Source organism: Pseudomonas sp. S3E17, from assembly GCF_024168685.1.
GTDB lineage: Bacteria > Pseudomonadota > Gammaproteobacteria > Pseudomonadales > Pseudomonadaceae > Aquipseudomonas > Aquipseudomonas marginalis.
In genome coordinates, this window is record NZ_JALJWE010000001.1 from 4553320 (window position 1) to 4575805 (window position 22486).

At 65.0% G+C, this 22486-nt stretch carries 17 protein-coding genes; 6 read left to right on the forward strand and 11 right to left on the reverse strand.

The window, feature by feature from the left end; all coding sequences use genetic code 11:
- Positions 1-52 precede the first annotated feature (52 nt).
- From exbB to J3D60_RS20655, 6 genes are all read left to right on the forward strand, one after another.
- Complete coding sequence (exbB, locus tag J3D60_RS20630; RefSeq protein WP_253492626.1) at positions 53-1033, forward strand: tonB-system energizer ExbB; 981 nt, start codon at positions 53-55, stop codon at positions 1031-1033.
- Between the two features lie 6 nt (positions 1034-1039).
- Positions 1040-1465, forward strand: coding sequence for a TonB system transport protein ExbD (exbD, locus tag J3D60_RS20635; RefSeq protein ID WP_003195519.1), 426 nt, complete (start codon positions 1040-1042; stop codon positions 1463-1465).
- On the forward strand, positions 1462-2211 hold the full coding sequence (locus J3D60_RS20640; protein WP_027608280.1) for an energy transducer TonB: 750 nt from the start codon (positions 1462-1464) through the stop codon (positions 2209-2211). Before exbD ends, J3D60_RS20640 begins: the two co-directional genes overlap by 4 nt.
- 142 nt (positions 2212-2353) lie before the next feature.
- Positions 2354-3274 (forward strand): hydrogen peroxide-inducible genes activator, encoded by a 921-nt coding sequence (locus J3D60_RS20645; protein ID WP_015886540.1) that lies wholly within the window; start codon positions 2354-2356, stop codon positions 3272-3274.
- An 8-nt stretch (positions 3275-3282) separates the two neighbouring features.
- The gene (gene recG / locus J3D60_RS20650; protein WP_027608279.1) at positions 3283-5358 is read left to right on the forward strand and encodes an ATP-dependent DNA helicase RecG; all 2076 of its coding nucleotides are present in this window, start codon (positions 3283-3285) and stop codon (positions 5356-5358) included.
- A 77-nt stretch (positions 5359-5435) separates the two neighbouring features.
- Positions 5436-6836, forward strand: coding sequence for an aminoacyl-tRNA deacylase and HDOD domain-containing protein (locus J3D60_RS20655; protein WP_253492630.1), 1401 nt, complete (start codon positions 5436-5438; stop codon positions 6834-6836).
- Between the two features lie 46 nt (positions 6837-6882).
- On the opposite strand, the gene J3D60_RS20660 is transcribed toward J3D60_RS20655, so the two are convergent.
- The 11 genes from J3D60_RS20660 to tssK form a co-directional block, all read right to left on the reverse strand.
- The gene (locus J3D60_RS20660; protein ID WP_253492632.1) at positions 6883-7257 is read right to left on the reverse strand and encodes a helicase; all 375 of its coding nucleotides are present in this window, start codon (positions 7255-7257) and stop codon (positions 6883-6885) included.
- Positions 7258-7381: 124 nt separating this feature from the next.
- On the reverse strand, positions 7382-8308 hold the full coding sequence (gene tagQ, locus J3D60_RS20665) for a type VI secretion system-associated lipoprotein TagQ (RefSeq protein WP_027608277.1): 927 nt from the start codon (positions 8306-8308) through the stop codon (positions 7382-7384).
- Positions 8309-8392: 84 nt separating this feature from the next.
- Complete coding sequence (locus J3D60_RS20670) at positions 8393-10051, reverse strand: SUMF1/EgtB/PvdO family nonheme iron enzyme (RefSeq protein ID WP_253494025.1); 1659 nt, start codon at positions 10049-10051, stop codon at positions 8393-8395.
- Positions 10052-10094: 43 nt separating this feature from the next.
- The gene (locus tag J3D60_RS20675; protein WP_098480714.1) at positions 10095-11279 is read right to left on the reverse strand and encodes an FtsX-like permease family protein; all 1185 of its coding nucleotides are present in this window, start codon (positions 11277-11279) and stop codon (positions 10095-10097) included.
- Positions 11279-11983 carry an ABC transporter ATP-binding protein gene (locus J3D60_RS20680; protein WP_027608274.1) on the reverse strand — a complete coding sequence of 235 codons (705 nt, stop codon included), beginning with the start codon at positions 11981-11983 and terminating at the stop codon, positions 11279-11281. Before J3D60_RS20680 ends, J3D60_RS20675 begins: the two co-directional genes overlap by 1 nt.
- The gene (locus J3D60_RS20685) at positions 11983-14991 is read right to left on the reverse strand and encodes a serine/threonine-protein kinase (protein ID WP_253492634.1); all 3009 of its coding nucleotides are present in this window, start codon (positions 14989-14991) and stop codon (positions 11983-11985) included. Before J3D60_RS20685 ends, J3D60_RS20680 begins: the two co-directional genes overlap by 1 nt.
- Entirely contained in the window at positions 14988-15707 is a 720-nt protein-coding gene (locus J3D60_RS20690; protein ID WP_027608272.1) for a PP2C family serine/threonine-protein phosphatase, read from the reverse strand. The genes J3D60_RS20685 and J3D60_RS20690 overlap by 4 nt, the downstream gene beginning before the upstream one ends.
- Positions 15708-16361, reverse strand: a complete 654-nt coding sequence (gene tagF, locus J3D60_RS20695; RefSeq protein WP_065926726.1) for a type VI secretion system-associated protein TagF — start codon at positions 16359-16361, stop codon at positions 15708-15710.
- A complete protein-coding gene (gene tssM / locus J3D60_RS20700) occupies positions 16358-19858 on the reverse strand; it encodes a type VI secretion system membrane subunit TssM (RefSeq protein WP_253492636.1) in 3501 nt (1166 codons plus the stop codon). The genes tagF and tssM overlap by 4 nt, the downstream gene beginning before the upstream one ends.
- Positions 19855-21144: a DotU family type VI secretion system protein gene (locus J3D60_RS20705; RefSeq protein WP_253492638.1), complete on the reverse strand. Its 1290-nt coding sequence runs from the start codon at positions 21142-21144 to the stop codon at positions 19855-19857. Before J3D60_RS20705 ends, tssM begins: the two co-directional genes overlap by 4 nt.
- A 6-nt stretch (positions 21145-21150) precedes the next feature.
- Positions 21151-22485, reverse strand: coding sequence for a type VI secretion system baseplate subunit TssK (tssK, locus tag J3D60_RS20710; RefSeq protein WP_092488197.1), 1335 nt, complete (start codon positions 22483-22485; stop codon positions 21151-21153).
- Between the last annotated feature and the right edge of the window lies 1 nt (position 22486).

The following is a 22486-nucleotide window of genomic DNA, read 5'->3' on the forward strand; positions in this document are numbered from 1 at the left end:
CTTTGGGTCTGGAAGGACGATCACTCATTTTCTTCTCTCAGGTCCGGCCAGCATGACACGTAATACAACCCCCGCTTCGCCAACCAAGCTTCACAGCCCATCCCGCGCCTGGCGTGCGATTGCTGCGATGCTGTTCAGCGTACTGCTGGCGCCGACCGCCGCATTCGCTGATGCCACCGCCCCGGCTACCCCGGCCGCCGCCGAGCACAATGCTGCGGCTCCAACCGCACCCGCCGCGGCCACCGCGGCCACCGACCCGGCCCAGGCTGCAACCCCAGCCGTCGCCGACGAAACCGGTGTCGTGCTGGAAGAAGACAACACCCTGGGCATGGCCCACGACCTGTCGCCATGGGGCATGTACCAGAATGCTGACGTGGTGGTGAAAGCCGTGATGATCGGCCTGGCCATCGCGTCGATCATTACCTGGACCATCTGGATCGCCAAAGGCTTCGAGCTGCTGGGTGCCAAGCGCCGTCTGCGCACTGAAATCGTCCACCTGAAGAAAGCCACCACCCTCAAGGAAGCCAGCGAAAGCGCGACCAAGAAAGGCACCCTGGCAAACACCCTGGTGCACGACGCACTGGAAGAAATGCGCCTGTCGGCCAATACCCGTGAAAAAGAAGGCATCAAGGAGCGCGTGGCGTTCCGCCTGGAACGCCTGGTTGCAGCCTGCGGCCGTAACATGAGCAGCGGCACCGGCGTGCTGGCGACCATCGGCTCCACCGCGCCGTTCGTCGGCCTGTTCGGTACCGTCTGGGGCATCATGAACAGCTTCATCGGCATCGCCAAAACCCAGACCACCAACCTCGCCGTCGTCGCCCCCGGCATCGCCGAAGCCCTGCTGGCAACCGCCTTGGGCCTGGTCGCCGCGATTCCTGCGGTAGTGATCTACAACGTCTTCGCCCGTTCGATTGCCGGCTACAAGGCCCAGGTATCGGACGCGTCGGCAGAAGTCCTGCTGCTGGTCAGCCGCGACCTCGATCACCTGCCTACCGAGCGCAGCTCGCAACCGCACATGGTGAAAGTGGGGTAATCGGCCATGGGCCTGCATTTGAATCAAGGCGACGACGAACTCGTCGAGAACCACGAAATCAACGTCACGCCGTTTATCGACGTGATGCTCGTGCTGCTGATCATCTTCATGGTGGCCGCTCCATTGGCCACCGTGGACATCAAGGTTGACCTGCCCGCCTCCAGCGCCAAGCCGGCGCCGCGGCCGGAGAAACCGATCTTCCTCAGCGTCAAGGCGGACCAACGCCTGTTCCTGGGCGAAGAAGAAGTCAAGGCCGAAACCCTGGGGCCGGTGCTCGATGCCAAGACCCAAGGCAAGAAGGACACGACGATCTTCTTCCAGGCCGACAAGGGCGTGGACTACGGTGACCTGATGAGCGTGATGGATGCCCTGCGGGCAGCCGGCTACCTCAAGGTAGGCCTGGTCGGACTTGAGACGGCAGCCAAGAAATGATCACGACGCGCCACAAACTGACGCGTTATGGCACCAGCCTCGCCGTCGTGCTGGGCGTGCATGCCGTCGCGATTGCCATCGCGCTCCACTGGTCAGCGCCGCGCACGGTGCAGTTGCCGCCGGCAGCCATGGTCATCGACCTGGCTCCGATGCCTGCACCGCCGCCGCCGGCGCCGCCGAAAGTGGTAACGCCGCCGCAACCGCCTGCACCGGTGGAAGAGCTGCCCCTGCCGAAACTGGCCGAGGCGCCCAAGCCAACGATCCAGGTGCCCAAGCCGGTCAAGCCCAAGCCTAAACCGCAGCCGCCCAAGCCGGTGGAGAAAAAGATCGAGCCGCCCAAGGAGAAACCCTCCGAGGACCCGCCGAGCGACGCTCCGCCCACCAAGGCACCGGCTGAAAAATCGGCCCAGCCCGTACCTGGCCCGTCGCCGCAACAGATCGCCGCCAAAGCGTCCTGGGAAGGCACCCTGCTGGCACACTTGCAGAAGTACAAGAAGTACCCGCCAGGTGCCCAGGCCCGTGGCAAGGAAGGCCTGAACCGCCTGAAGTTCGTGGTGGATGGCGACGGTAACGTGCTGTCCTACGAGTTGGTGGGGCGTTCCGGCAACGCCGACCTGGACCGCGCCACCCTGGACATGATCCGTCGTGCCCAGCCGCTGCCCAAGCCGCCGGCCGACATGCTCAAGGGCGGCAGCATCGAGATCGTTGCACCGTTCGTGTACAACATCGAGAAACGTCGTCGCTGAAAATGATGGTGGTGAGGGACACCCCTCGCCACTCTCAGCAAAATCCCGCGCATTCCCCCCTCAATCCCCAGCAAAGTTCTGATAACGTGCGTCTATCGATTGCAGCCGGTATGCTTGGCCCGCAACCTCATGGACGCCCGCTATGACTCTTACAGAATTACGCTACATCGTTACCCTCGCCCAAGAGCAACACTTTGGCCACGCGGCCGAGCGTTGCCACGTCAGCCAGCCGACGCTGTCGGTGGGCGTGAAAAAGCTTGAAGACGAACTCGGTGTGCTGATTTTCGAGCGCAGCAAAAGCGCCGTGCGCCTCACCCCAGTGGGCGAAGGCATCGTGGCCCAGGCCCAGAAGGTGCTGGAACAGGCGCAAAGCATTCGCGAACTGGCCCAGGCCGGCAAGAACCAGCTGACCGCACCGCTGAAAGTCGGCGCCATCTATACCGTCGGCCCGTACCTGTTCCCGCACCTGATCCCGCAACTGCACCGCGTCGCGCCGCAGATGCCGCTGTATATCGAAGAAAACTTCACCCACGTGCTGCGCGACAAACTGCGCAACGGCGAGCTGGACGCGATCATCATCGCTTTGCCGTTCAACGAAGCGGATGTGTTGACCCTGCCGCTCTACGACGAGCCGTTCTACGTGCTGATGCCCGCCTCCCATCCGTGGACGCAAAAAGACACCATCGACGCCGGCCTGCTCAACGACAAGAGCCTGCTGTTGCTCGGCGAAGGCCACTGCTTCCGCGACCAGGTGCTGGAAGCCTGCCCGACCCTGACCAAAGGCAACGACGGCGCCAAGCACACCACCGTGGAATCCAGCTCCCTGGAAACCATCCGGCATATGGTCGCTTCCGGCCTGGGTATCTCGATCCTGCCGCTGTCGGCAGTGGACAGCCATCACTACGCCCCCGGCGTGATCGAAGTGCGTCCACTCACGCCACCGGTGCCGTTCCGTACCGTGGCGATTGCCTGGCGCGCCAGCTTCCCCCGGCCCAAAGCCATTGAGATCCTCGCCGACTCGATCCGCCTGTGTTCGGTGGCCAAGCCGCCTGCTGCGAGCTAAGTAAACGTATGACCGAGCTGTCGCAGGTGTCGGTGACGGCACTCAAGGGTGTCGGCGAGGCCATGGCCGAGAAGCTGGCCAAGGTCGGCCTGGAAAACCTTCAGGACGTGCTGTTCCACCTGCCCCTGCGCTATCAGGACCGCACTCGCGTGGTACCCATCGGCCAACTGCGTCCTGGGCAGGATGCCGTGGTCGAAGGCACCGTCAGCGGCGCCGATGTGGTGATGGGCAAGCGCCGCAGTCTGGTGGTGCGCCTGCAGGACGGCACCGGCGGCCTGAGCCTGCGTTTCTACCATTTCAGTAACGCACAGAAGGAAGGCCTCAAGCGCGGCACCCGCGTGCGCTGCTACGGCGAAGCGCGCCCCGGTGCCTCGGGCCTGGAGATCTACCACCCGGAATACCGCGCCATTACCGGTGACGAACCGCCGCCGGTGGACACCACCCTCACGCCGATCTACCCGCTCACCGAAGGCCTGACCCAACAGCGCCTGCGCCAATTGTGCATGCAGACCCTGGGCATGCTTGGCCCGCAGAGCCTGCCCGACTGGCTGCCCCTGGAACTGGCCCGCGACTACCAACTGGCGCCGCTGGCCGATGCGATCCGCTACCTGCATCACCCCCCTGCGGACGCCGATGTCGACGAACTGGCCCTCGGTCATCACTGGGCCCAGCACCGCCTGGCCTTTGAAGAGCTGCTGACTCACCAACTGTCCCAGCAACGCCTGCGCGAAAGCATGCGCTCCCTGCGTGCGCCGGCCATGCCCAAGGCCACGCGCCTGCCTGCGCAATACCTGGCCAACCTCGGCTTTGCGCCGACCGGTGCCCAGCAGCGCGTGGGCAATGAAATCGCCTACGACCTCAGCCAGCACGAGCCGATGCTGCGCCTGATCCAGGGCGACGTGGGCGCAGGCAAGACCGTGGTCGCCGCCCTCGCCGCCCTGCAAGCCCTGGAAGCCGGTTACCAGGTGGCGCTGATGGCACCCACCGAGATCCTCGCCGAGCAGCACTTCATCACGTTCAAGCGCTGGCTCGAGCCCCTGGGCCTGGAAGTCGCATGGCTGGCCGGCAAGCTCAAGGGCAAGACGCGCGCGGCTGCGCTGGAACAGATCGCAGCCGGCGCCCCGATGGTGGTGGGCACCCATGCGCTGTTCCAGGACGAAGTGCAGTTCAAGAACCTGGCCCTGGTGATCATCGACGAACAGCACCGCTTCGGCGTGCAACAGCGCCTGGCCCTGCGCCAGAAAGGCGTGGGCGGGCGCATGAACCCGCACCAGTTGATCATGACCGCCACCCCGATCCCGCGCACCCTGGCCATGAGCGCCTACGCCGACCTCGACACTTCGATCCTCGACGAACTGCCCCCCGGCCGCACACCGGTCAACACCGTGCTGGTCACCGACACCCGGCGCGTCGAAGTGATCGAACGTGTGCGCGGCGCCTGTGCCGAAGGCCGCCAGGCGTACTGGGTATGCACACTGATCGAAGAGTCCGAGGAGCTGACCTGCCAGGCCGCCGAGACCACCTATGAAGACCTCACCAGCGCCCTGGGGGAACTCAAGGTCGGGCTGATCCATGGGCGCATGAAGCCCGCGGAAAAGGCCGCGGTGATGGCTGAATTCAAGGCCGGTAACCTGCAGCTGCTGGTCGCTACCACCGTGATTGAAGTGGGCGTGGACGTGCCCAACGCCAGCCTGATGATCATCGAAAACCCCGAGCGCCTGGGCCTGGCGCAATTGCACCAATTGCGCGGCCGCGTGGGCCGAGGCAGCGCCGCCAGCCACTGCGTGCTGCTCTACCACCCGCCGTTGTCGCAGATCGGCCGTCAGCGCCTGGGCATCATGCGCGAGACCAACGACGGTTTTGTCATCGCCGAAAAAGACCTTGAACTGCGCGGCCCCGGCGAAATGCTCGGTACCCGCCAGACCGGCCTGCTGCAGTTCAAGGTCGCCGACCTGATGCGCGACGCCGACCTGTTGCCCGCCGTGCGCGATGCAGCGCAGGCGTTGCTGGAACGCTGGCCGGATCACGTCAGCCCGCTGCTGGATCGCTGGCTGCGCCATGGGCAGCAATACGGCCAAGTGTGACGCGTGACGCACTTATCCGACCTACAGGTGTATCAAGCTGGTTATACTTCGGTGACTGTAAGAAATTGGATCAGGCCATGTCAGAAGTTGCCCACGCCACAGCCCCACTGACCGCCCCACCGGTCATTCGGGCTTTGCTCGCAAAACTCGCCATCAGCTACACGGAAGTCACCGAACATCCGGGCCTGAATCCTGCGCAAAAAGTCCAGGCCGTCTTGCTGGAAGACGCGGTGGGCGCCCTGATGGTGCTGTTCCCGCAGAACCAGCTGCTGGACCTCAACCGCCTCACCGAACTCACGGGGCGCCGCCTTACGGCCGTGTCACCGGATCGCGTCGCGCGCATGCTGGGCAAGCACGACCTGAGCCTGCTGCCGGGCCTGCCGGCACTCACCAGTTCGCCGTGCCTGTACGAAGGCAGCCTGCTCAACGAGCCGAGCCTGCTGGTGCATTCGGGCGAAGCCGGGCTGCTGCTGGAAATCGCCAGCGACGCCTTCAAGACCATGCTCACCAAGGCCAGCGCCGCCCAGTTCGGTGAACCGCTGAGCAACATCCGCCCGAACCTCGACCGCCCGAATGATGACCGTGAGGAAATCACCCAGGCGATGCAGGCGTTTACCGCCCGCCGCATCCAGCAACGCCTGGAAGCGACCATCGAGATTCCACCGCTGGCCGACACCGCCCAGAAGATCATCAAGCTGCGCGTCGACCCCAATGCCACCATCGACGACATCACCGGCGTGGTCGAAACCGACCCGGCCCTCGCCGCCCAGGTGGTGAGCTGGGCCGCATCGCCGTACTACGCATCGCCGGGCAAGATCCGCTCGGTGGAAGACGCCATCGTGCGCGTGCTGGGTTTTGACCTGGTGATCAACCTCGCATTGGGCCTGGCCCTGGGCAAGACCTTGAGCCTGCCCAAGGACCACCCGCACCAGGCCACACCGTACTGGCACCAGTCCATCTACACCGCCGCCGTGATCGAAGGCCTGACCCGCGCCATGCCCCGCGCCCAGCGCCCGGAAGCCGGCCTGACCTACCTCGCCGGCCTGCTGCACAACTTCGGTTATCTGTTGCTGGCCCATGTGTTCCCACCGCACTTCTCGCTGATCTGCCGCCACCTGGAGGTCAACCCGCACCTGTGCCACAGCTATGTGGAGCAACACTTGCTGGGCATCAGCCGCGAGCAGATCGGCGCCTGGCTGATGCGCTACTGGGACATGCCGGACGAGCTGTCCACTGCCCTGCGCTTCCAGCACGACCCGACCTACGATGGGCAATACGCCGAGTACCCGAACCTGGTGTGCCTGGCCGTGCGCCTGCTGCGCAGCCGGGGGATTGGGTCCGGGCCGGACGAGACCATCCCGGACGAACTGCTCGAGCGTTTGGGTTTAAGCCGTGACAAGGCTGATGAAGTCGTGGCCAAGGTGCTGGATGCCGAGGTGCTGCTGCGCGAATTGGCCTCGCAGTTCAGCCAGGGCTGAATCTGGCGCCTGTCAGATAGCTATCCAACTCGGTAGACCTGAAAGCCTACTTCTTTTTCTTCGGCTTCAAATACTTGGTCAACCCCTGGAACCAGATCACCAGCGCCGGGTTGCCCTTGATCTGGATCGACTTGTCCTGAATCCCCGTCATGAACGCCAGTTGCTTGTTCTTCGCCTGCATTGTGGCGAAGCCATAGGCCGCATCCTTGAACGCAATGGCAAACGCCGGCCCCGGGTGGACACCCGAGCGACTGGTGATGCGCTGGTCCTTGACGATGAAGTGACGGGCAACCTTGCCGTCGAGGGTCTGCAACTGGAACGCGAGGTCTTTATCACCCAGCTGTTGCTGGAAGGCAGGATTGGTGCGGCTGGCTTTGCCCATCATCAGGCCCAGCACCCACAGGAGAAGACGAAATTTCATGCACACGGCCTCGGTGTAATTATTGAGTGGCCGCAGCAGTTTAACCAATTGCAAAAAGAACGCTACCGATCTTGCGCATTAGCGGAAGATCGGCTGGCGTTTGACGCTTATAGCAGCATGTTACTTAAACGTTAGGGCAAGGCACCGGAGCCCAGTCGACCAGGTTCGGATCGCGGCAAGTGCCTTCGATCTGCGCTTTACCGGCGCTGGCGACCTTCTTGCTTTCATCCTGCTTGGTCTGGGCGGTCTGGAAGGTTTTCTCGGTGCTCACTGCTTCTGTTGGTACGGTTGGAAGCGGTGGCTTTTTCGGTGGCTTGGTGCCGGTGCCTTTCTTCTTGCCCGGCGTCACAACGGGCGTCACATCGGCCTTGGCCACGGTGACCACGTCGGCACGCTGTACGCCAACCTGCTGCAGGTCTTTCTCGTAGGCCTGGGTGTAGTTGTTCAGGTCTTCGGCGGCTTTGCCGTTGACCGCCACGATCAGGTCATTGGATTCCTTCAGGCCCGAGACGATTTCCGCCAGGCGCTTGCGGCCTTCGGTGTCGTTGACGGTCTTGGCTTTGCGATCAGCCACCAACTTGGTGAATGCGCTCTGGTAGCACTGCTGGGACGCCCTGGCGTACGCGGTGCTGCGGTCGATGTCGGAGGCGCTTTTGTTCACGTCAGCCGCATACGAGGCAATGCGCTGGTTGTCGTCGGCGATCTGCTTCTGACGCTCGGTGTAGTAACCCGCTGCGCCGCCGGCCAGGGCCCCGCCCGCTGCGCCGATGGCGGCGTTACGGCCACGTTTTTCCTTGTCGCCGGTCAGGGCGCCGAGCAGGGCACCGCCGGCCGCGCCGATGGCCGCACCGGTCACCACCGACTTGGTCATGTTCGAATCGGTGGCGCGCAAGTGCTGCACCGGCTCGTAGCAGTTGGGGTAGTACTCGACCTTGGTGCTCGACGCGACCTTGGAGGCCGGCGACGTGGCGCAGCCGGTCAGCACAGTGCTGAAGCCGGCCGCGATCAGCAGCAAGTGACGCTTGGAAACCGCCTTACGGGAAAAAAGCATAGGTTGTGTTCTCTTCTAAGTTTGACTTGCCCAGCACGGCCACTGCCGCCTGAGTCCCTTCCAAGCTCGCCATACAGCCAGCGATCAGCGCTGACCGCTCGCTGCGAGCAATTCCTTCAAGATCGTCGCCGGGTCGGCCCGCTGTTGCTTGCGGTAGTTGCCGACATGGCGAACGAACAGTGTTGCGCGCGTCACCAGGCTCTTGCCGAGCACAGGCTTGCGATCCAACTCTTCCTTGATCCGTTGAAACTGCGCCTGGATCACCGCATCGGTGTAACGCGTGCCGGTGGCCAGGTTGTCGATATAGATCGCCACCGCGCCATCGAGGGCGCTGCGTCCGTTCTCGATGGCCGTGGCAAACAGTGCCGCGCTGGCCTCTTCCTTGTTGTCCAGGGCCTGCTGGCGACTCTTCTGCAGGTTGGCCAGGCGGATGTTGTAGTTGCTGATGGTCTCGGCCACCAGTGCGGCCGACTGAATCAGGTTGCCCGCCGCTTCTTCGCGTTGCTGGGCGATCAGCGAGACATTGCGCTTGAGTTCTTCATTGACCAGCCCCAACTCAGCCTGCAGCTTGGGGTCGACGCTGGCGGCGATGATGCTGTCCAGGCGCTTGGTCGGGTCCTGGGCGTCGTCGATGGCGTCGGTCAGCGAGGCCAGGCGGCCTTCTTTCTGCCACTGCGCAAACAACTCCTTGTAACGCGAGCGCGGCGCCGATAACGCACCAATCGCCACACGAAAACCCGTGGTCTCGTTGCTCTGCTCGGTGCCGTCGGCGGCGAACAGCGGGTATTCGCGGCGCATGCCGGTAAACAGCGTGCCCTCGCCTTCGAGGTAGTTGCCGCCCTTGACCACAAAGCCGCCGTAGGTGCCCTGGCGACGACCGGCGTGCACCAGCTGGAAGGATTCCTGGACCATTTCCGCGGCGTTGCCGATCACGTCGAACATGCCGATGGGGTTGGGCAGCTTGGTACCGATAGGCATCAAGCGCGCGGCCTGGCCAGTACCGCCGGCGACCTGGTTGAACACCGCGTAATCACCCAGCGGGCCATCGCTGTCGCTGCCTTCAACGCGGCGTGGAAACAGGCGCCCTTCCAAGTCCTGGCGGCTCACCGCCTGGCCACCGCGTGCGGCGAACTCCCACTCCACTTCAGTGGGCAGGCGCACAAAACCCAGGCCGCCGTCATCCGCCGACGACCCACGACCGCTCACCGGCAGCAAATCGCGGTGGTATTTCATCAGCCAGGCGCTGTACACCGCCGAAAAGCGCTCGGCCTCAAAGCGCGACAGCTTCACCTTGGGCAAACGCCCGGCCATGCCGGTGGGCGCATCGCACGCCGGTGCCGGTTCGCCACTGGCCAGGGATTGCGCCTGGGCCATCACCTGGGCGTACTGGCGGGCGGTCACTTCGTACTTGCCGATGAAGTACAGCATGGGCTTGAGCGGAGTCTTGGCGTCGGTCTTCGGCATCAACGGCGCGATGACTTTGCTCCAGTCTTTCGGCAAGTCCTTGAGGGTGAACTGGCCGTTGATAAAGTCGCGGCGGTAGCCGGAGATAAATGACTGCTGGTAACCCGCCTCGCCTTCGGCGAAGGGGTAGCCGAGGCTGATCTCGCGGTCATCCAAGGTCCCTTGGGCCAGCACATAGGCGTAGCGGAACACCATAGTGCCTTCGCACGGCAGCGGCAGGCTGACGTCGTCGGGCAACGGCTTGGGGTTGTCGAGCTTGTCGCTCGCTTCATCGGCCATGGCCAGCGAGGCCAGGCTCAGCGCCACAACGGCGCCCAGTAACTTATACATCTCTGATTCCTTCAGAAGCCTGGATACGCGCCACTCGCCAACCGCCACAGGCTGCCGCCACGGCGCTGACGCCAAGGACTGCAACCAGGGCCAGGCCATAGTGACGCGCCAGCAGGTGGCTGGCGTGTTCGCCCGGCACCTGCACGAATAACTTGTTCAACGCGGCCTCGGCCAGGCCATACAGCCCAACGCTGAGTAAAGCGGCAAACCCTGCGCTGTAAAGCGCCTGCAGCACCACAAACAACAACAGCGCGCCGGTGGAAAACCCCAACAGGCGCAACACCGACAATTCCCGGCGCTTACGCGCCACAGCGGCCAACGCCCCGGCGAAGATCGCCGCAAACGCGCCCGCCAAGGCCAACCCGGCGATGATCCAGAAGACGATCGACAGGTTGCGGCTCAGCGACTGCACCTGGGCGATCGTCTGTGCCTGGGTCGATACCAACAGATTCTGCCCGGCGAAAAATACCCGCAGCGGCTCCACATCGGCCAGGCTGCGCGCATACAAGCGAAACGCCGGATACACCCGCTGCTCGCTCACACCCACCTCGTCACCGGCCCAACCCAACGCCGGTACCGCACGGCCATCGCGGTAATCTTCCGCCGCTTCCAGCAATCTCAAATCGGCAAACAACCCATCCCGGGCGAAGGCTTCCAGCGGCAGCACCGCCAGTACCTGCAAGCGCGTGCGCTGGGCTTCTACACGCCCCGCCACTTGCCGCGCAAAGCTGGTCTCCAGCCAATCCCCAGGCCGCGCCGCAAGCTTCTCGGCAGCGGTGTGGCTCAGCACGATCCGGTCCAGGCCCCTGGGCATCGGCAGGCCGCTGAGCAGCGGATCACCCGCAGCGGTCGGCAGCATTTCCAGGGTCAGCGTGCCCACCTGCGCCGTCGCCGCAATCTGCCGCGTGCGCGGTAAGGCGAATGCCACATCGCTGCGCTGGCCGAGCTGTTCGACAAATGCGCTGCTGAATCGACCACCGCCCAACGGAATAATTTCACGGGTGGCCGGATCGGTCTCCAAACGTTCGGTCAAACTGCTAACCAGTCCAAATTTCAGGCCGAACAACACCAGCAACGGCGCGATCACCGCCACCAGCGCCAACACCGAACAGGCCGACAGCCAGGCATCGTTGCGATAATCCTGCCAGGCCAGGGACGCCACCAGAGGGATGCGCATCAGCACGCCTCCCCAAGGGTCGCGGTAACGCCGCCATCGGTATCGCGACGGCAACTGATGCGCCGCACCTGCAAGCCACTGGCACGGGCCAAGGGTTCGTCATGGGTGGCGATCACACAGGCGGCGCGGTGCTCGCGGGCCTGGGCCAGCAGGGCCTGCATCACGCGCTCGGCGTTCAGCGGGTCAAGGGACGCCGTCGGCTCATCGGCCAGCACCAGTTGCGGTGCATGGGCCAGGGCGCGGGCGCAGCTCACACGTTGGCGCTGGCCCACCGACAACGCGGCCGGCTTCTTGGCCAACTGGTCGCTGATCTCCAGCTGTTCCGCCAGGCGCGTCACGCTGCCGTCGTCTTTCAACCCCAGCAGTTGCCGGGACAGCGCGATATTGCTGCGCACATCCAGAAAGCCCAACAGCCCGCCGGTTTGCAGCACATAGCCCAAGTGCTGGCTGCGCAGCGCGGCCAGGGTGGATTGCTGATCGGCGCGCCACAGTCCACCAATGTCCTGCCGGTTGAATTCGAACCGGCCCACCTGATCCGGCGCCAGTACCAGCGCCAACAGATCCAGCAAGGTGCTCTTGCCGCACCCGCTCGGCCCGACAATCGCCAATTGCTCGCCGGCACGCAGGTGCAGAGCCGGGATCACCAGGCTGTACCGCTGGCTGCCGACACCCCGGCTCTTGTGCACCGCGCTCAGGTTCAGCATTACGGCAGCGTCGACAACGGCACGCGGTACAACGCATCGCCCGGCTCGGCATCGCCGAAACGGACCCAGTTGGCCACGTCATTGTGGAAGGTTTCGTAGAGGCGGATTTTCGAATCCAGCTCGTCGATAAAGTCTTCCTGCTCGGCCACGCTCAACGACAACCACAGGTCCTGGGTCATGTTCAGCGACTTGCTGCGGTACGGCAGGCCCTCCAGGTATTCGCCGAGAATGCCGCCGTCGGCCAGGTTGCCGCCCTTGCGCAGGGCTTGGGGGTCGCGGCTCATATAGGCCGAGGCGCTGGCGATTTCCTGGAAGAAATCCTTAGGCGAGGTCTGGGTCTTGCGCGCCGCATCGACGATCAGTTTCAGCGACTGTTGCAGGTCATTGAGCTGCAATTTGGTCAGCATCACGCACACCTGGAACGCCGGCAGCGCGGGGTTGGTCAGGTCGCGGTCGGCGGTCCAGGCACTCACCAGCTGCGGCGCCTGGCTGGCGTTCCGGCGCCCGAGGAAGTCCATGTGCATCGCATAACCGACCGCTGCGGATTTGTCCGCCAGGCTCGGCGCGGCACTCAGCAGCGGCACCGCTTGCGGCGTATTGCTGCGCACCTGGTGCACGAGGTTGGCGAACACACTGCCGATCTCGTCGACACGCTCGCCCAGCTTGCGCACATCGCCACCCGGCACCGGCGTGTATAAGTCGCCGATCTGCGGGTTGGCGTCGGCGGTGAGGATGCGATATTGGCTCTCGGCGCCGGCGTGGGTTTTCTTGCCCGCGTCGGTGCGCAGGTGCAGCGCGTAGATCTTGATCTGCTTGCCCAGTGCGGCCTGGCGCACTTCGGCTTCGTTCATCTGGGTGGCGGCAAACGGGTCGTTCTTGCGCAGCGCGCCCGCGTCGGTGACCAGCAGGATGATACGACCGCCGTAGCCGGACCAGTCCATGCCGTCCACGGCCTGCATCACCCCGGCAAACGCGTCCTCGTTGAAGGAGTGGCTGGACACGGTAGACGCCTTGACCTGCCGCGCCATGTCGAGGAAGCGTTGCGGGTCGCGGCCCTGGTCGAGGCTGATCAGGGTCTTGGCCACGTATTCCAGGCCTGGGGTTTTCTTGATGCTGCTCCGGAAACCGACCATGCCGAAGCTGACACTGTCCAGCTCGCCACGCTCGGCGATACGGGTTTGCAGCTCGTGCACCACATCGCGGATCTGGTCGATGTAGGGCTGCATGGAGACCGTGGTGTCCACCACCAGCACCACGGCAGTGCGGAAGGCGTCGGCATTGGCGTTGATCACCGGGGTCGATGGTTTGGCCGCAGCGTTGCTGCCCGGGTCGATGGAGGCGACGTTAAGCAACTGCACCGGCTGGCCGTTTTCGTCGAAGCTCTCCTTGGCGTCGAAGATCGGCAACAGGTAGAACTGGTTCTGCGGCACCGCGCTGGCGGCCGGCTCCAGGGCCAGGACCTGGCCGTTGTCGTCGCTGTTCTTCTGCGCCTTGGCCAGCACGCCTTTGGCGGCGGCTGGATCGGCGAGCAACTTTTCCACTTCGCCGGATTGGCGCAGGAACATCACCGGCGCCCGGCCGGAGCGTTCGGTGAACTTGAGCACGAGGCTTTGCTTCCAGTCGCTGACCTGGGCGGCCGGCAACCAGCCGTCGCTGCGGCCATCGGTGGCGGCGCCGACGCGCACCCACGGGCTGCCGTCGACGTCTTTGCGCTGGTACACGTACAGCACGGAGAACGCCGGCAGGGCCTTGCCCGGCGCGCTGCCGGCGTCACTCGACAGTTTGGCGCCGGGCTTGCTGAGCACGCGCTGGAACAAAGTCTTCTTACCGGCCATCAACAACGGCCGTTGGCCGCCGTCCACTTCGGCGGCCGCAGTGGGCGTTGCCGGGGGCACGACGGCGACCGCCGTTGGAGGCTTGGCCTGAGGCACGACGGCAGCCGGCGGCTTGGCCGGCTCATCACTGCCGCTCAACCACCAGTAACTGCCGCCACCAATGGCCAATGCGACGGCCACCGCCACGGCGGCCAGTGCCAGTACCGGCCCACGGCGCTGCTCGGACACGGCCTTATGCTGGGTCGGCGTCACCACCGGCTGGCGCACCGGTTGCGGCTGGGGTCTGTCGGTCGGGATGTCGATGGTGACCGGGGTCATGCCCGCCAGATCAAAACTCAGCGGGATCGGCAACGGCCGCACCAGCGTGGCCTCCGGCGACTCCGCAGGCAGGTTATCCAGCGCCTGCAGCAACGCCGCCGCATCCGGGAAACGCTCCGCCGGGTCCTTGGCCAACAACTTGCGCAGCACGCCCTGATAACGGCCGTGGTGCACCGGCAATTCCGGCAAGGGTTCGGTCAGGTGCGCCAGCGCGGTGGACAGCGCATCGTTGCCGTTGTACGGCAGCTTGCCGACGAGGATTTCATACAGCACCACGCCCAGCGCGTAGAGGTCGGCACGGCCATCGATCTCCTGGCCCCGCGCCTGCTCCGGGCTCATGTAGCTCGGCGTGCCCACGGCAAAGCCGGCCTGGGTGAATTGGGTGCGGTCGTCCAGGGACTTGGCGATACCGAAGTCCGACAGCACCGCCGTGCCATCGGCGCGGAACAGGATGTTTGCCGGCTTGACGTCGCGGTGCACCAGCCCCTGGGCATGGGCATAGCCCAGCGCCGAGGCGATCTGGCGGATCAGCGTAATGCCCTGCTCCGGCGTCAGGCCCGCGGCGATGCGCTCCTTGAGCGTGCCATTGGGCAGGTATTCCATGGCCATGTAATACAGCTCACCGACATTGCCGATGTCATGGATGGTCACCGTGTGCGGGTGGGACAGCCGCGCGAGGGTCTTGCCCTCGCGCAGGAAACGTTCGCAGAAACTCGGGTCGGCCGCCAGCGCCGCCGCCATCACCTTCAACGCCACCTTGCGCTCCAGGGAGCGCTGGGTCGCCAGGTACACACTGGCCATGGCGCCTTCGCCGATCTCGCCGTCGATGTCATAGCCCGGAATCACAATGTTCATGCCGATACCTTCACGACGATGGCGGTGATGTTGTCCGGCGCGCCACGGTTGAGCCCCAGGTGCACCAGGCTGCGCACGATTTCATCCGGCGCGTCGTGGCTGAGCACTTCGCGGATCTCATGGTCTTCGACGGTCTTGTTCAAGCCATCGCTGCACAGCAGGTAGCTGTCGCCGGGGGCGATCAGCAGGTCGACCACCGCCAGCTCCAGCTGGGCTTCCACGCCAATGGCGCGGGTGACGATGTTGGCGCGCGGGTGCACGCGGGCATCGGCTTCGCTGAGCAGGCCGCTGTCCTGCAGGTCCTGGACGTAGCTGTGGTCGCGGGAGATGCCTTCGAGCACGCCGTCGCGCAGGCGGTACAGGCGGCTGTCGCCGGCCCACAGGCACACACCGCGCAAGCCGCGCGCGGCGAGCACCACCACCGTGCTGCCCATCATGGTCACGCCACGGTTGGCGGTTTCTTCACGCACGGCGGCGTTGATGCGGGTCAGGTCATTGCGCAGGGCTGCCGAGTACTCGTCGAGGGAACGGCCCATCGGCACGCTGCGCAGGCTGTCGACGATCAGGCTGCTGACATAATCCCCCGCCGCGTGCCCGCCCATGCCGTCGGCCACCACCCACAGGCGGTTTTCCGGCAGGTCCAGGCACGCGTCTTCGTTGACCTGGCGAACCATGCCTACATGGCTTTTGCTCGCGGATTTGTACGTCGACCCCATCTACACCACACCTTCTTGTCCGAGCAAAAACTGCGCAAAATCGCCGGCGGCAGGCAGGCCCTGACACCGCAATAAACCAGGGGAAATCGTCTGCGAACCACGCCCCCACCACAGGCTCGCCCCGTCGCAGGCCTGTTCGGCGAGCGCGGTCATGCGCTGATGGGGCACGCTGGCCGCCACGCGCTGCAGGCCGGCGAAACGGCTGTCCACCGCACGCGGCTCGGTCGCCGGTAAGCCCAGGTCATCGAGACCAGCGTTGAAGCGTTCAAACGTGGCGCCGGCATCCAGGGTGCTGAGCAACAGCTCTTCGGCCTGCTCAAACCAGCTGTCCGGCCCGCCCACCAGGGACGCCGGGTTGATGTCGTGATCGAGCAAGGTGACCACCGCCAGCGGGAAATAGCGCCCGACCCGGTCAATGCTCGGCATCACCACGCCCGCCGCCGCGTCCGGCCCGCACACGCCGGGCGCCAGCACAAAGCGCCACAGAGGGCTGACCAGGTACGCATTGAGCCAGTCGGCGCCGAGGCTGTTCTGGCTGGCGAGCAACCCCGCCGCCAGCCAGCTGTCCCACGGGCCGATAAAGCTCTGGGGCAAGGCACGGCTGACGAAGTCTCCGCGACTGGCCAGCTTGCCGTAGAAACCCAGCGTCGTCATAGCCGCTCCGGCAGGCTGAAGCCACTGAGCACGCGGCTCTTGAACGGGTTGAAGGCGCTGTTGGCGCGCAACTCGTAGGCGATGCTCGCACCGTCGACCCGCAGGCGCAGGTTGAAGCGGTCCGGCGAGTTGCCGGCGGTGAGGTCCGACTGTTCCAGCAGGCGGAACCAGGCCCACGGTCCATCGAGGGTCACGCCCGAGCGACCACTGGCCGACGGCGGCATGATCGAGATACGCACCACGCCAATGCTGCCGGGGTTCGGCCATTGCATCGCCACCGGGCGGCTGGGGCCGTGGTCGTAGCTCAATTGCTGGCCGTCGAGGTCGAGCAGGAACTGGGTGATGGTCGGGTCCATCGACACCGGCTTGAGTTCGAAACGTACGATCGGTTGGGTGCCACCGGAGCGGAAAAACGCATCGCGGATCGTCGCCGCGCGCTGGAAGGTTTGCAGCACGCCCGGCGCAATCCCGAGTTTCTGTGCCGCGCCCGGCTGCCAGCGCCAGGTCTGTGCCGAGGTGTCCACGTACGGCTGCAGGTATTTGCGGAAGTAGTTGTCCATCACCCCGCCCACACCGAAGAACTGGCCGAAGTCATCCAGGGTCGCATCCCGCGCGCTGCCCGGCGACATCGGGTAACGACCGGCCAGGGACTGGCGGTACACATTGACCACTTCGCTGACCCATGCCGTGTTCAGTTGGTTACGCACCCCGCCCATCATGCTGTTGGTGGTGGAGTTGACCACCGACTTGACCATGCCTTGCACCAGCGGCGGTTGGCGCTCGGCGTTCAGGCTGACCCGCGTGGCCGCAGCCGCCGCCTGGTTCTTCGCCTCGCCAAGCAAGGCATCGCCGCTGGCCCCGACCATGGCGCTGACCTGCACATACAGGGCGTTCATGTCCGACAACAGGCCGTCGATGGCCGCCGGTTCACCTTCGTTCTTGCTGACGATACTGTTGAGTTCGGCAAAGTGCGCGGTCACCGGATCATCCGCCGCCGCTGGCGCATTGGCCGTCGGTTGCTCCTGGCCGAGCAGGCTGCCGAGGCGCTCCTTGAGCTTGTCGACGCCACCTTCCACCGGCACGCCTTTGGCGGCCAATTGGCGCTCTTCGGCTTGCAGATCGGTTTCCTTGGCTACGGCCACCAGCAGTTTTTTCAGCGGCGAACTCGGCCCGGAAATCACCCGCAGCACATCGGCTGCCTGGGCCACGCTGGTGATCGGCACAAAGTCGATATCGGCGAGCAACGCATCCCACTGGCGCTGATAATCCTGGAAATACAGGCGACGCACATCGGCGGCCAGGCTGACCACGTTCTGCTGATCGGCCTGCTCATGGCCCAGCACCCATTGCTCTTCGGCCAGGGTGCCGGTCTGGTTCAGGCTGCTGAGCAAAAACGCCTGGCGATAACCCTTGGCGGTGAAAAAGCCACTCAACGGCTCGCCCAACGGCTTGCCGCTTTTACGGCTGAACACCAGCGCGGCATCGCGACCAGCGGCTTCGTTGAGACGGAAGTCCGGGATGCCCTCGGGCAGTTTCTGGCGCTTGACCCGGTCGTAGACACGCTGGGCCACCGGCAGTTGTTGCAACTGGCGACGCAGATCGTCGATCAAGCGTGGGTCAAGGCGCGCATTCGGCGGATGGCGCTCGAACAGCGCCTGCAAGTGCCCGCTCAACGCCTGGCGCTGATCAGCCGGCAGGTCGCGCGGCAGGTTGCGGTCCCAGTCGAGGGCGATCCAGGCCTTGATGAAGTCCGGGTCGTAATGCTCGCTGTCGGCGAGCATCAGGTAGGCCTTGAGGCCTTCGTAGAGGAAGTCCGAGTTGCCGCCGCCGTGCAGTTGCTCCTCGATGCGCGTCACCAGGCGCGGCGCGAACACGGCGATCAACAGCTTGCGATAGACGCTGGCGGACTCGGCTTCGAGCATATCGCCCTGATACAGCCCCAGGCCTTCGGACCAGCTCGGCGAATCCCCCGCGAGGTTCTTCACCGCATTGAGCAGCGGCAGCACCGCGAGCACTTCACGCTGCGCCGGGCTGAGGTTCTGGACGGTCTGGCCCAGCGGCGCGACCTTCTGGTCGACCTGGGCGATATACGCCTGGTTGGCGCGATAACTCACCCACCACAGGCTGCTGACCACGATCACCAAGGCCACGGTGGCCGCGAGTACACCGCGTGCGATCCACGTGCGCCGACGCTCGACTTTCGGGTTAACGCCTACCAGGCCACGTTCGGCAAAGGCCACGGCGGTGAAGAGTTTTTCGATGAAGTAACTGCGCCCGGTGCCGCTCTGGCGCGCCAGGTGCTGACGGTCCAGGTTCATGCTCTGGGCCATGGCGCCGATCAGGCGATCGATCGGGCTGCCTTCCTGGGTGCCGCTGGTGAAGTACACGCCGCGCAGCAACACGCGCTCTTCAAAGGCATTGGGCTTGAACACGCCTTCGAGGAAGCTTTGCAGGCAGTCCTTCAATGCGCCGAACTGCTGCGGGAAACCGTAGATCAGGTCGCGCCGCGCCGGGTCGCGCTCCTGTTGCAGGCGCTCCACCAGGCGTTCGTTGAGGCGCTGCTCGAGGCCGGCGAATTCGCTTTGCAGGTGCGCCAGGGGGCTGTCGCTGTTCTTGCCGTCGTCCAGGGCAAAGGTCATGCCCCAGACCTGGGCGCGCTCTTCCTTGCTCAGGTTGTCGAAGAACTCCATGAAGCCCGGCACCAGGTCGAGCTTGGTCAGCATCAGGTAGATCGGGAAACGCACGCCCAATTGGGTGTACAGCTCCTGGATACGCAGGCGGATCGCCGCCGCATGGGCCGCGCGCTCGGCATCGGTGCCCAGCAGCAGGTCCGACAGGCTGATGGCGATAAAGGCGCCATCGATGGGCCGGCGCGAGCGCTGCTTTTTCAGCAGGTCGAGAAAGCCCAGCCAGGCGGCTTTGTCCACCGTCGAATTGCTGTCCTGGGTGGTGTAGCGGCCGGCGGTGTCGAGCAGTACGGCCTGGTCGGTAAACCACCAGTCGCAGTTACGCGTACCGCCAACACCGCGCACCGCCCCGGCGCCCAACTGGGCCGCCAACGGAAAGTGCAGCCCGGAGTTGACCAGCGCCGTGGTCTTGCCCGAACCCGGCGGGCCGATGATCACGTACCACGGCAGCTCGTAGAGGTTGCGGCGTTCGTCGCCACCGAGCTTGGCCTTTTTCAGCAGCGCCAGGGCTTCGTCCATGCGCTGGCGCAGGGTGGTGAGCTCTTCGGCGGTGGCCACGCTGTTGGGGTCGGCCGGGGTTTCGGCCGCCAGGCTGCGCATCACTTCGGCCGCTTGGCGCCGCGCCTGGATGATGCGGAACACGCGGTAGGCGATCCACACCGCAAACACCAGGATGATCAGCGCCCAACGGCGCCCTTCCGGCACCAGCACGTCGAGCAACGGCCCCACAAACCAGATGATCAGGCTCAGGGCGATCAGGCCCAGCACGGGGATCACCCAGCGAATCATGAAACTGAAAAACGCCTTCACTCGACGCCCTCCGCCAATACGGTGATTTCAACCCGACGATTGCGGGCACGGCCTTCGGCAGTTGTGTTGGTCGCCAACGGCTCGGTGTCGCTGCGGCCCTCGGCACTGAAGCGATCGGCCTGGCCGGTCTTGGCCGCGAGGATCTCCAATACCGACTTGGCCCGCGCCTCGGACAAGGCCCAGTTGGACGGGAAACGCAGCGTGGCAATCGGACGGTTGTCGCTGTGCCCGGTGACGCGCACCTGGCCCTTGACCTTGCGGATGGCGTCGGCGATGCGCAGCATCAGCGGCTGGTAGTCATCGACGATGCTGGAGCTGGCGGACGCAAACAGCTCATCGCCTCGAATGGTGACGACAGAACGGTCGACCTTGTCTTCCACCGCGACGCGACCGGCCTTGATGTCTTCCGCCAGGAAGCCGGCCAGACGCGGACGCTCGATCACTTTGGGTTGCGCCACCGGACGGTCGATGGCCTGCACCGGGATCTCGCCCAGGGCATGGATATTCTTGAACACCGGCTCGGCCTGCGCCGCGAGCAGCAGGCGCAAGGTGAACAGCAAGGCCAGCAACAACGCCAGGCCGATCGCCACGGCGATCCACGGCGGCATGAACTGCGCCAGCCGATCACGCGCCACGGTGACGCCACGCCAATGGGGCGACAGCTCGCGCTCGTGGTCACCGCGAGCACTGCGAATCGCCGCCGCCGTACGCTCACGCAAGGCTTCCAACTGGCTGCGACCGTCGTTCATCACGCGGTAACGGCCTTCGAACCCCAGGCACATGCACAGGTACAACAGCTCCAGCAGGTAGAGGCGCTCCCGTGGACTTTGCAGGCAGTGGTCGAGCAACTGGAAGACTTTTTCGCCCCCCCAGGCTTCGTTGTGCACCGTGATCAACAGGCTCTGCTTGCCCCAATCGCTGGTGCTGCCCCACGGCGTGCTCAACACCGCCTCATCGAGGGCGGTGCACAGCGCGTAGCGCGCCAGCAGCACCTCGTTGCGGGCCACGCCAGCGGCTTCGGCGCGCTCTTCGAACTGGCGCAGGTAGGCCAGCAACTGCGCGCGCAGGCTGGCCGGCGCCGGGTGCGCGATGGTGTTGCGCAGGCGCGTCAACAGCGCCAACAACGGGCCGGCGGCGCTTTCCAGCGGGTTCAGGCCCTGGCTTTTGCCGGTGAGGATCGGCGCGGCCGGCATCGACAGCGGGGCCGGCTCGGCACGCGCAGGCTCCGGCGCGCGGCCACCCGGGCGCGGCATGAACTGGGTGCGGTCGTCATCATTGGGATGCATCGCGGATTATCCTCGGATCGCCCAGAAGGCCAGGTTCAAGCCCGGGAACTGCCCGGCGATATGGAAGGCAAAACCACCGGAATTGCCCAGTTGCTGCCAATGCTCGCTGCCACGGTCCAGCTCGTAGTAGGTCGAGCCTGCGTGGTACGGCAGTTGGCGCGGCGCCACTGGCAACGGCAGCAAGGTGATGCCCGGCAGTTGCAGGTTGACCAGGTCGCGGATGTGCTCCACCGATCCGACCTTGCTCTGCTGGCCGAAGCGCGCACGCAGGGTTTCGCCGGGCACATCGGCACGGACCACGAGGATGAAGCTGGCGCTGTCGAGCAGGGTCTTGTCGGCCAGCATGGCCACGTGGACGCCGTAGGCTTTCTCGACAATCGGGATCGGCGTGGCCTTGCTGTCGATCAGCATCGACAGGGCTTCGCGCAGGGCCGCCATGACCGGGGCGAAGCTCAGGGCCAGGTCGTCGTGCTGGTATTGCGGGTATTCCTGGGGACGACGGCCCGAGGTGGAAAAGGTCGAGAACTCACCGGCCAGGCTGACCAGTTCGCTGAAAAAGCGCTCCGGGTGCAGCGGGCTCAACTGGCTGAAATGCTGGATCAGCGGCTGGGCGCGGTTGACCAGTTGCAGCAGCATGAAGTCGGCGATCTCCGACGCACCGCCTGCCCCCGAGGCAACCACGCGGCCCGCCAGGGCTTCGCCGCGCTGGTGCAAAAGACCCAGCAGTTCGCTGCGAAACGCGCTCAACGGCTTGCTCGCGGCCACATCGAGGACTGGCGGGATGTAGCTGTCGTCGAGAACCAGCGCACGGTCGGCGCGTTTTTCCTTGATGCGCACCAGGCCCACGGCGGCGTAGTCGCTGATGCCGTCCTGGGCGGTCAGCAAGCGCAGGGCCCGGGAACCCACGGCCACCGGCGCGCGGTTTTCGAACGGTGCGTTGTCATCGCGCACTTCGCGCACCTGGCTCACGTAGCGCGCGGCTTCCAGGGCTTCGCCTTCATCCACGGTGTCGCGGGCACCCGCACGCTTGAGGGGCAAGGCCAGGTAGACCAGGCCATCGCGCAGGTTGTCGTCGATATTCAGCGGGCTGGGCGCCAGGTCATCCTGGGGAATGTTGAACGGCGTGCCGTCGGGCAACAGGCCGCGCGCCGAGACGATGGCCAGCTTGCCCTGGGCCAGCAGGCCCTGGTCGATCAGCAATTCGGAAAACCCCCAGGCGCCGGCGGACAACGGGCGGCTGCGGGCGTCGATCAGGTTTTCCAGGTAACGGTCATGCTGCTGGAAGTGCTGCGTTCCGATGAACATGCCTTCCGACCAGACCACGCGATTGTTCCAGGACATG

Excerpts from the sequence above, each read along its gene's own strand:
- tagF (WP_065926726.1), bottom strand. The coding sequence starts at position 16,361 with ATGACGACGCTGGGTTTCTACGGCAAGCTGGCCAGTCGCGGAGACTTC.
- exbB (WP_253492626.1), top strand. The coding sequence starts at position 53 with ATGACACGTAATACAACCCCCGCTTCGCCAACCAAGCTTCACAGCCCA.
- J3D60_RS20680 (WP_027608274.1), bottom strand. The coding sequence starts at position 11,983 with ATGCTGAACCTGAGCGCGGTGCACAAGAGCCGGGGTGTCGGCAGCCAG.
- J3D60_RS20670 (WP_253494025.1), bottom strand. The coding sequence starts at position 10,051 with ATGGCCGATGAAGCGAGCGACAAGCTCGACAACCCCAAGCCGTTGCCC.
- J3D60_RS20675 (WP_098480714.1), bottom strand. The coding sequence starts at position 11,279 with ATGCGCATCCCTCTGGTGGCGTCCCTGGCCTGGCAGGATTATCGCAAC.
- tssK (WP_092488197.1), bottom strand. The coding sequence starts at position 22,485 with ATGTCCTGGAACAATCGCGTGGTCTGGTCGGAAGGCATGTTCATCGGA.
- tagQ (WP_027608277.1), bottom strand. The coding sequence starts at position 8,308 with ATGCTTTTTTCCCGTAAGGCGGTTTCCAAGCGTCACTTGCTGCTGATC.
- J3D60_RS20690 (WP_027608272.1), bottom strand. The coding sequence starts at position 15,707 with ATGGGGTCGACGTACAAATCCGCGAGCAAAAGCCATGTAGGCATGGTT.
- J3D60_RS20655 (WP_253492630.1), top strand. The coding sequence starts at position 5,436 with ATGTCAGAAGTTGCCCACGCCACAGCCCCACTGACCGCCCCACCGGTC.
- J3D60_RS20705 (WP_253492638.1), bottom strand. The coding sequence starts at position 21,144 with ATGCATCCCAATGATGACGACCGCACCCAGTTCATGCCGCGCCCGGGT.
- exbD (WP_003195519.1), top strand. The coding sequence starts at position 1,040 with ATGGGCCTGCATTTGAATCAAGGCGACGACGAACTCGTCGAGAACCAC.
- J3D60_RS20640 (WP_027608280.1), top strand. The coding sequence starts at position 1,462 with ATGATCACGACGCGCCACAAACTGACGCGTTATGGCACCAGCCTCGCC.
- J3D60_RS20685 (WP_253492634.1), bottom strand. The coding sequence starts at position 14,991 with ATGAACATTGTGATTCCGGGCTATGACATCGACGGCGAGATCGGCGAA.
- J3D60_RS20660 (WP_253492632.1), bottom strand. The coding sequence starts at position 7,257 with ATGAAATTTCGTCTTCTCCTGTGGGTGCTGGGCCTGATGATGGGCAAA.
- J3D60_RS20645 (WP_015886540.1), top strand. The coding sequence starts at position 2,354 with ATGACTCTTACAGAATTACGCTACATCGTTACCCTCGCCCAAGAGCAA.
- recG (WP_027608279.1), top strand. The coding sequence starts at position 3,283 with ATGACCGAGCTGTCGCAGGTGTCGGTGACGGCACTCAAGGGTGTCGGC.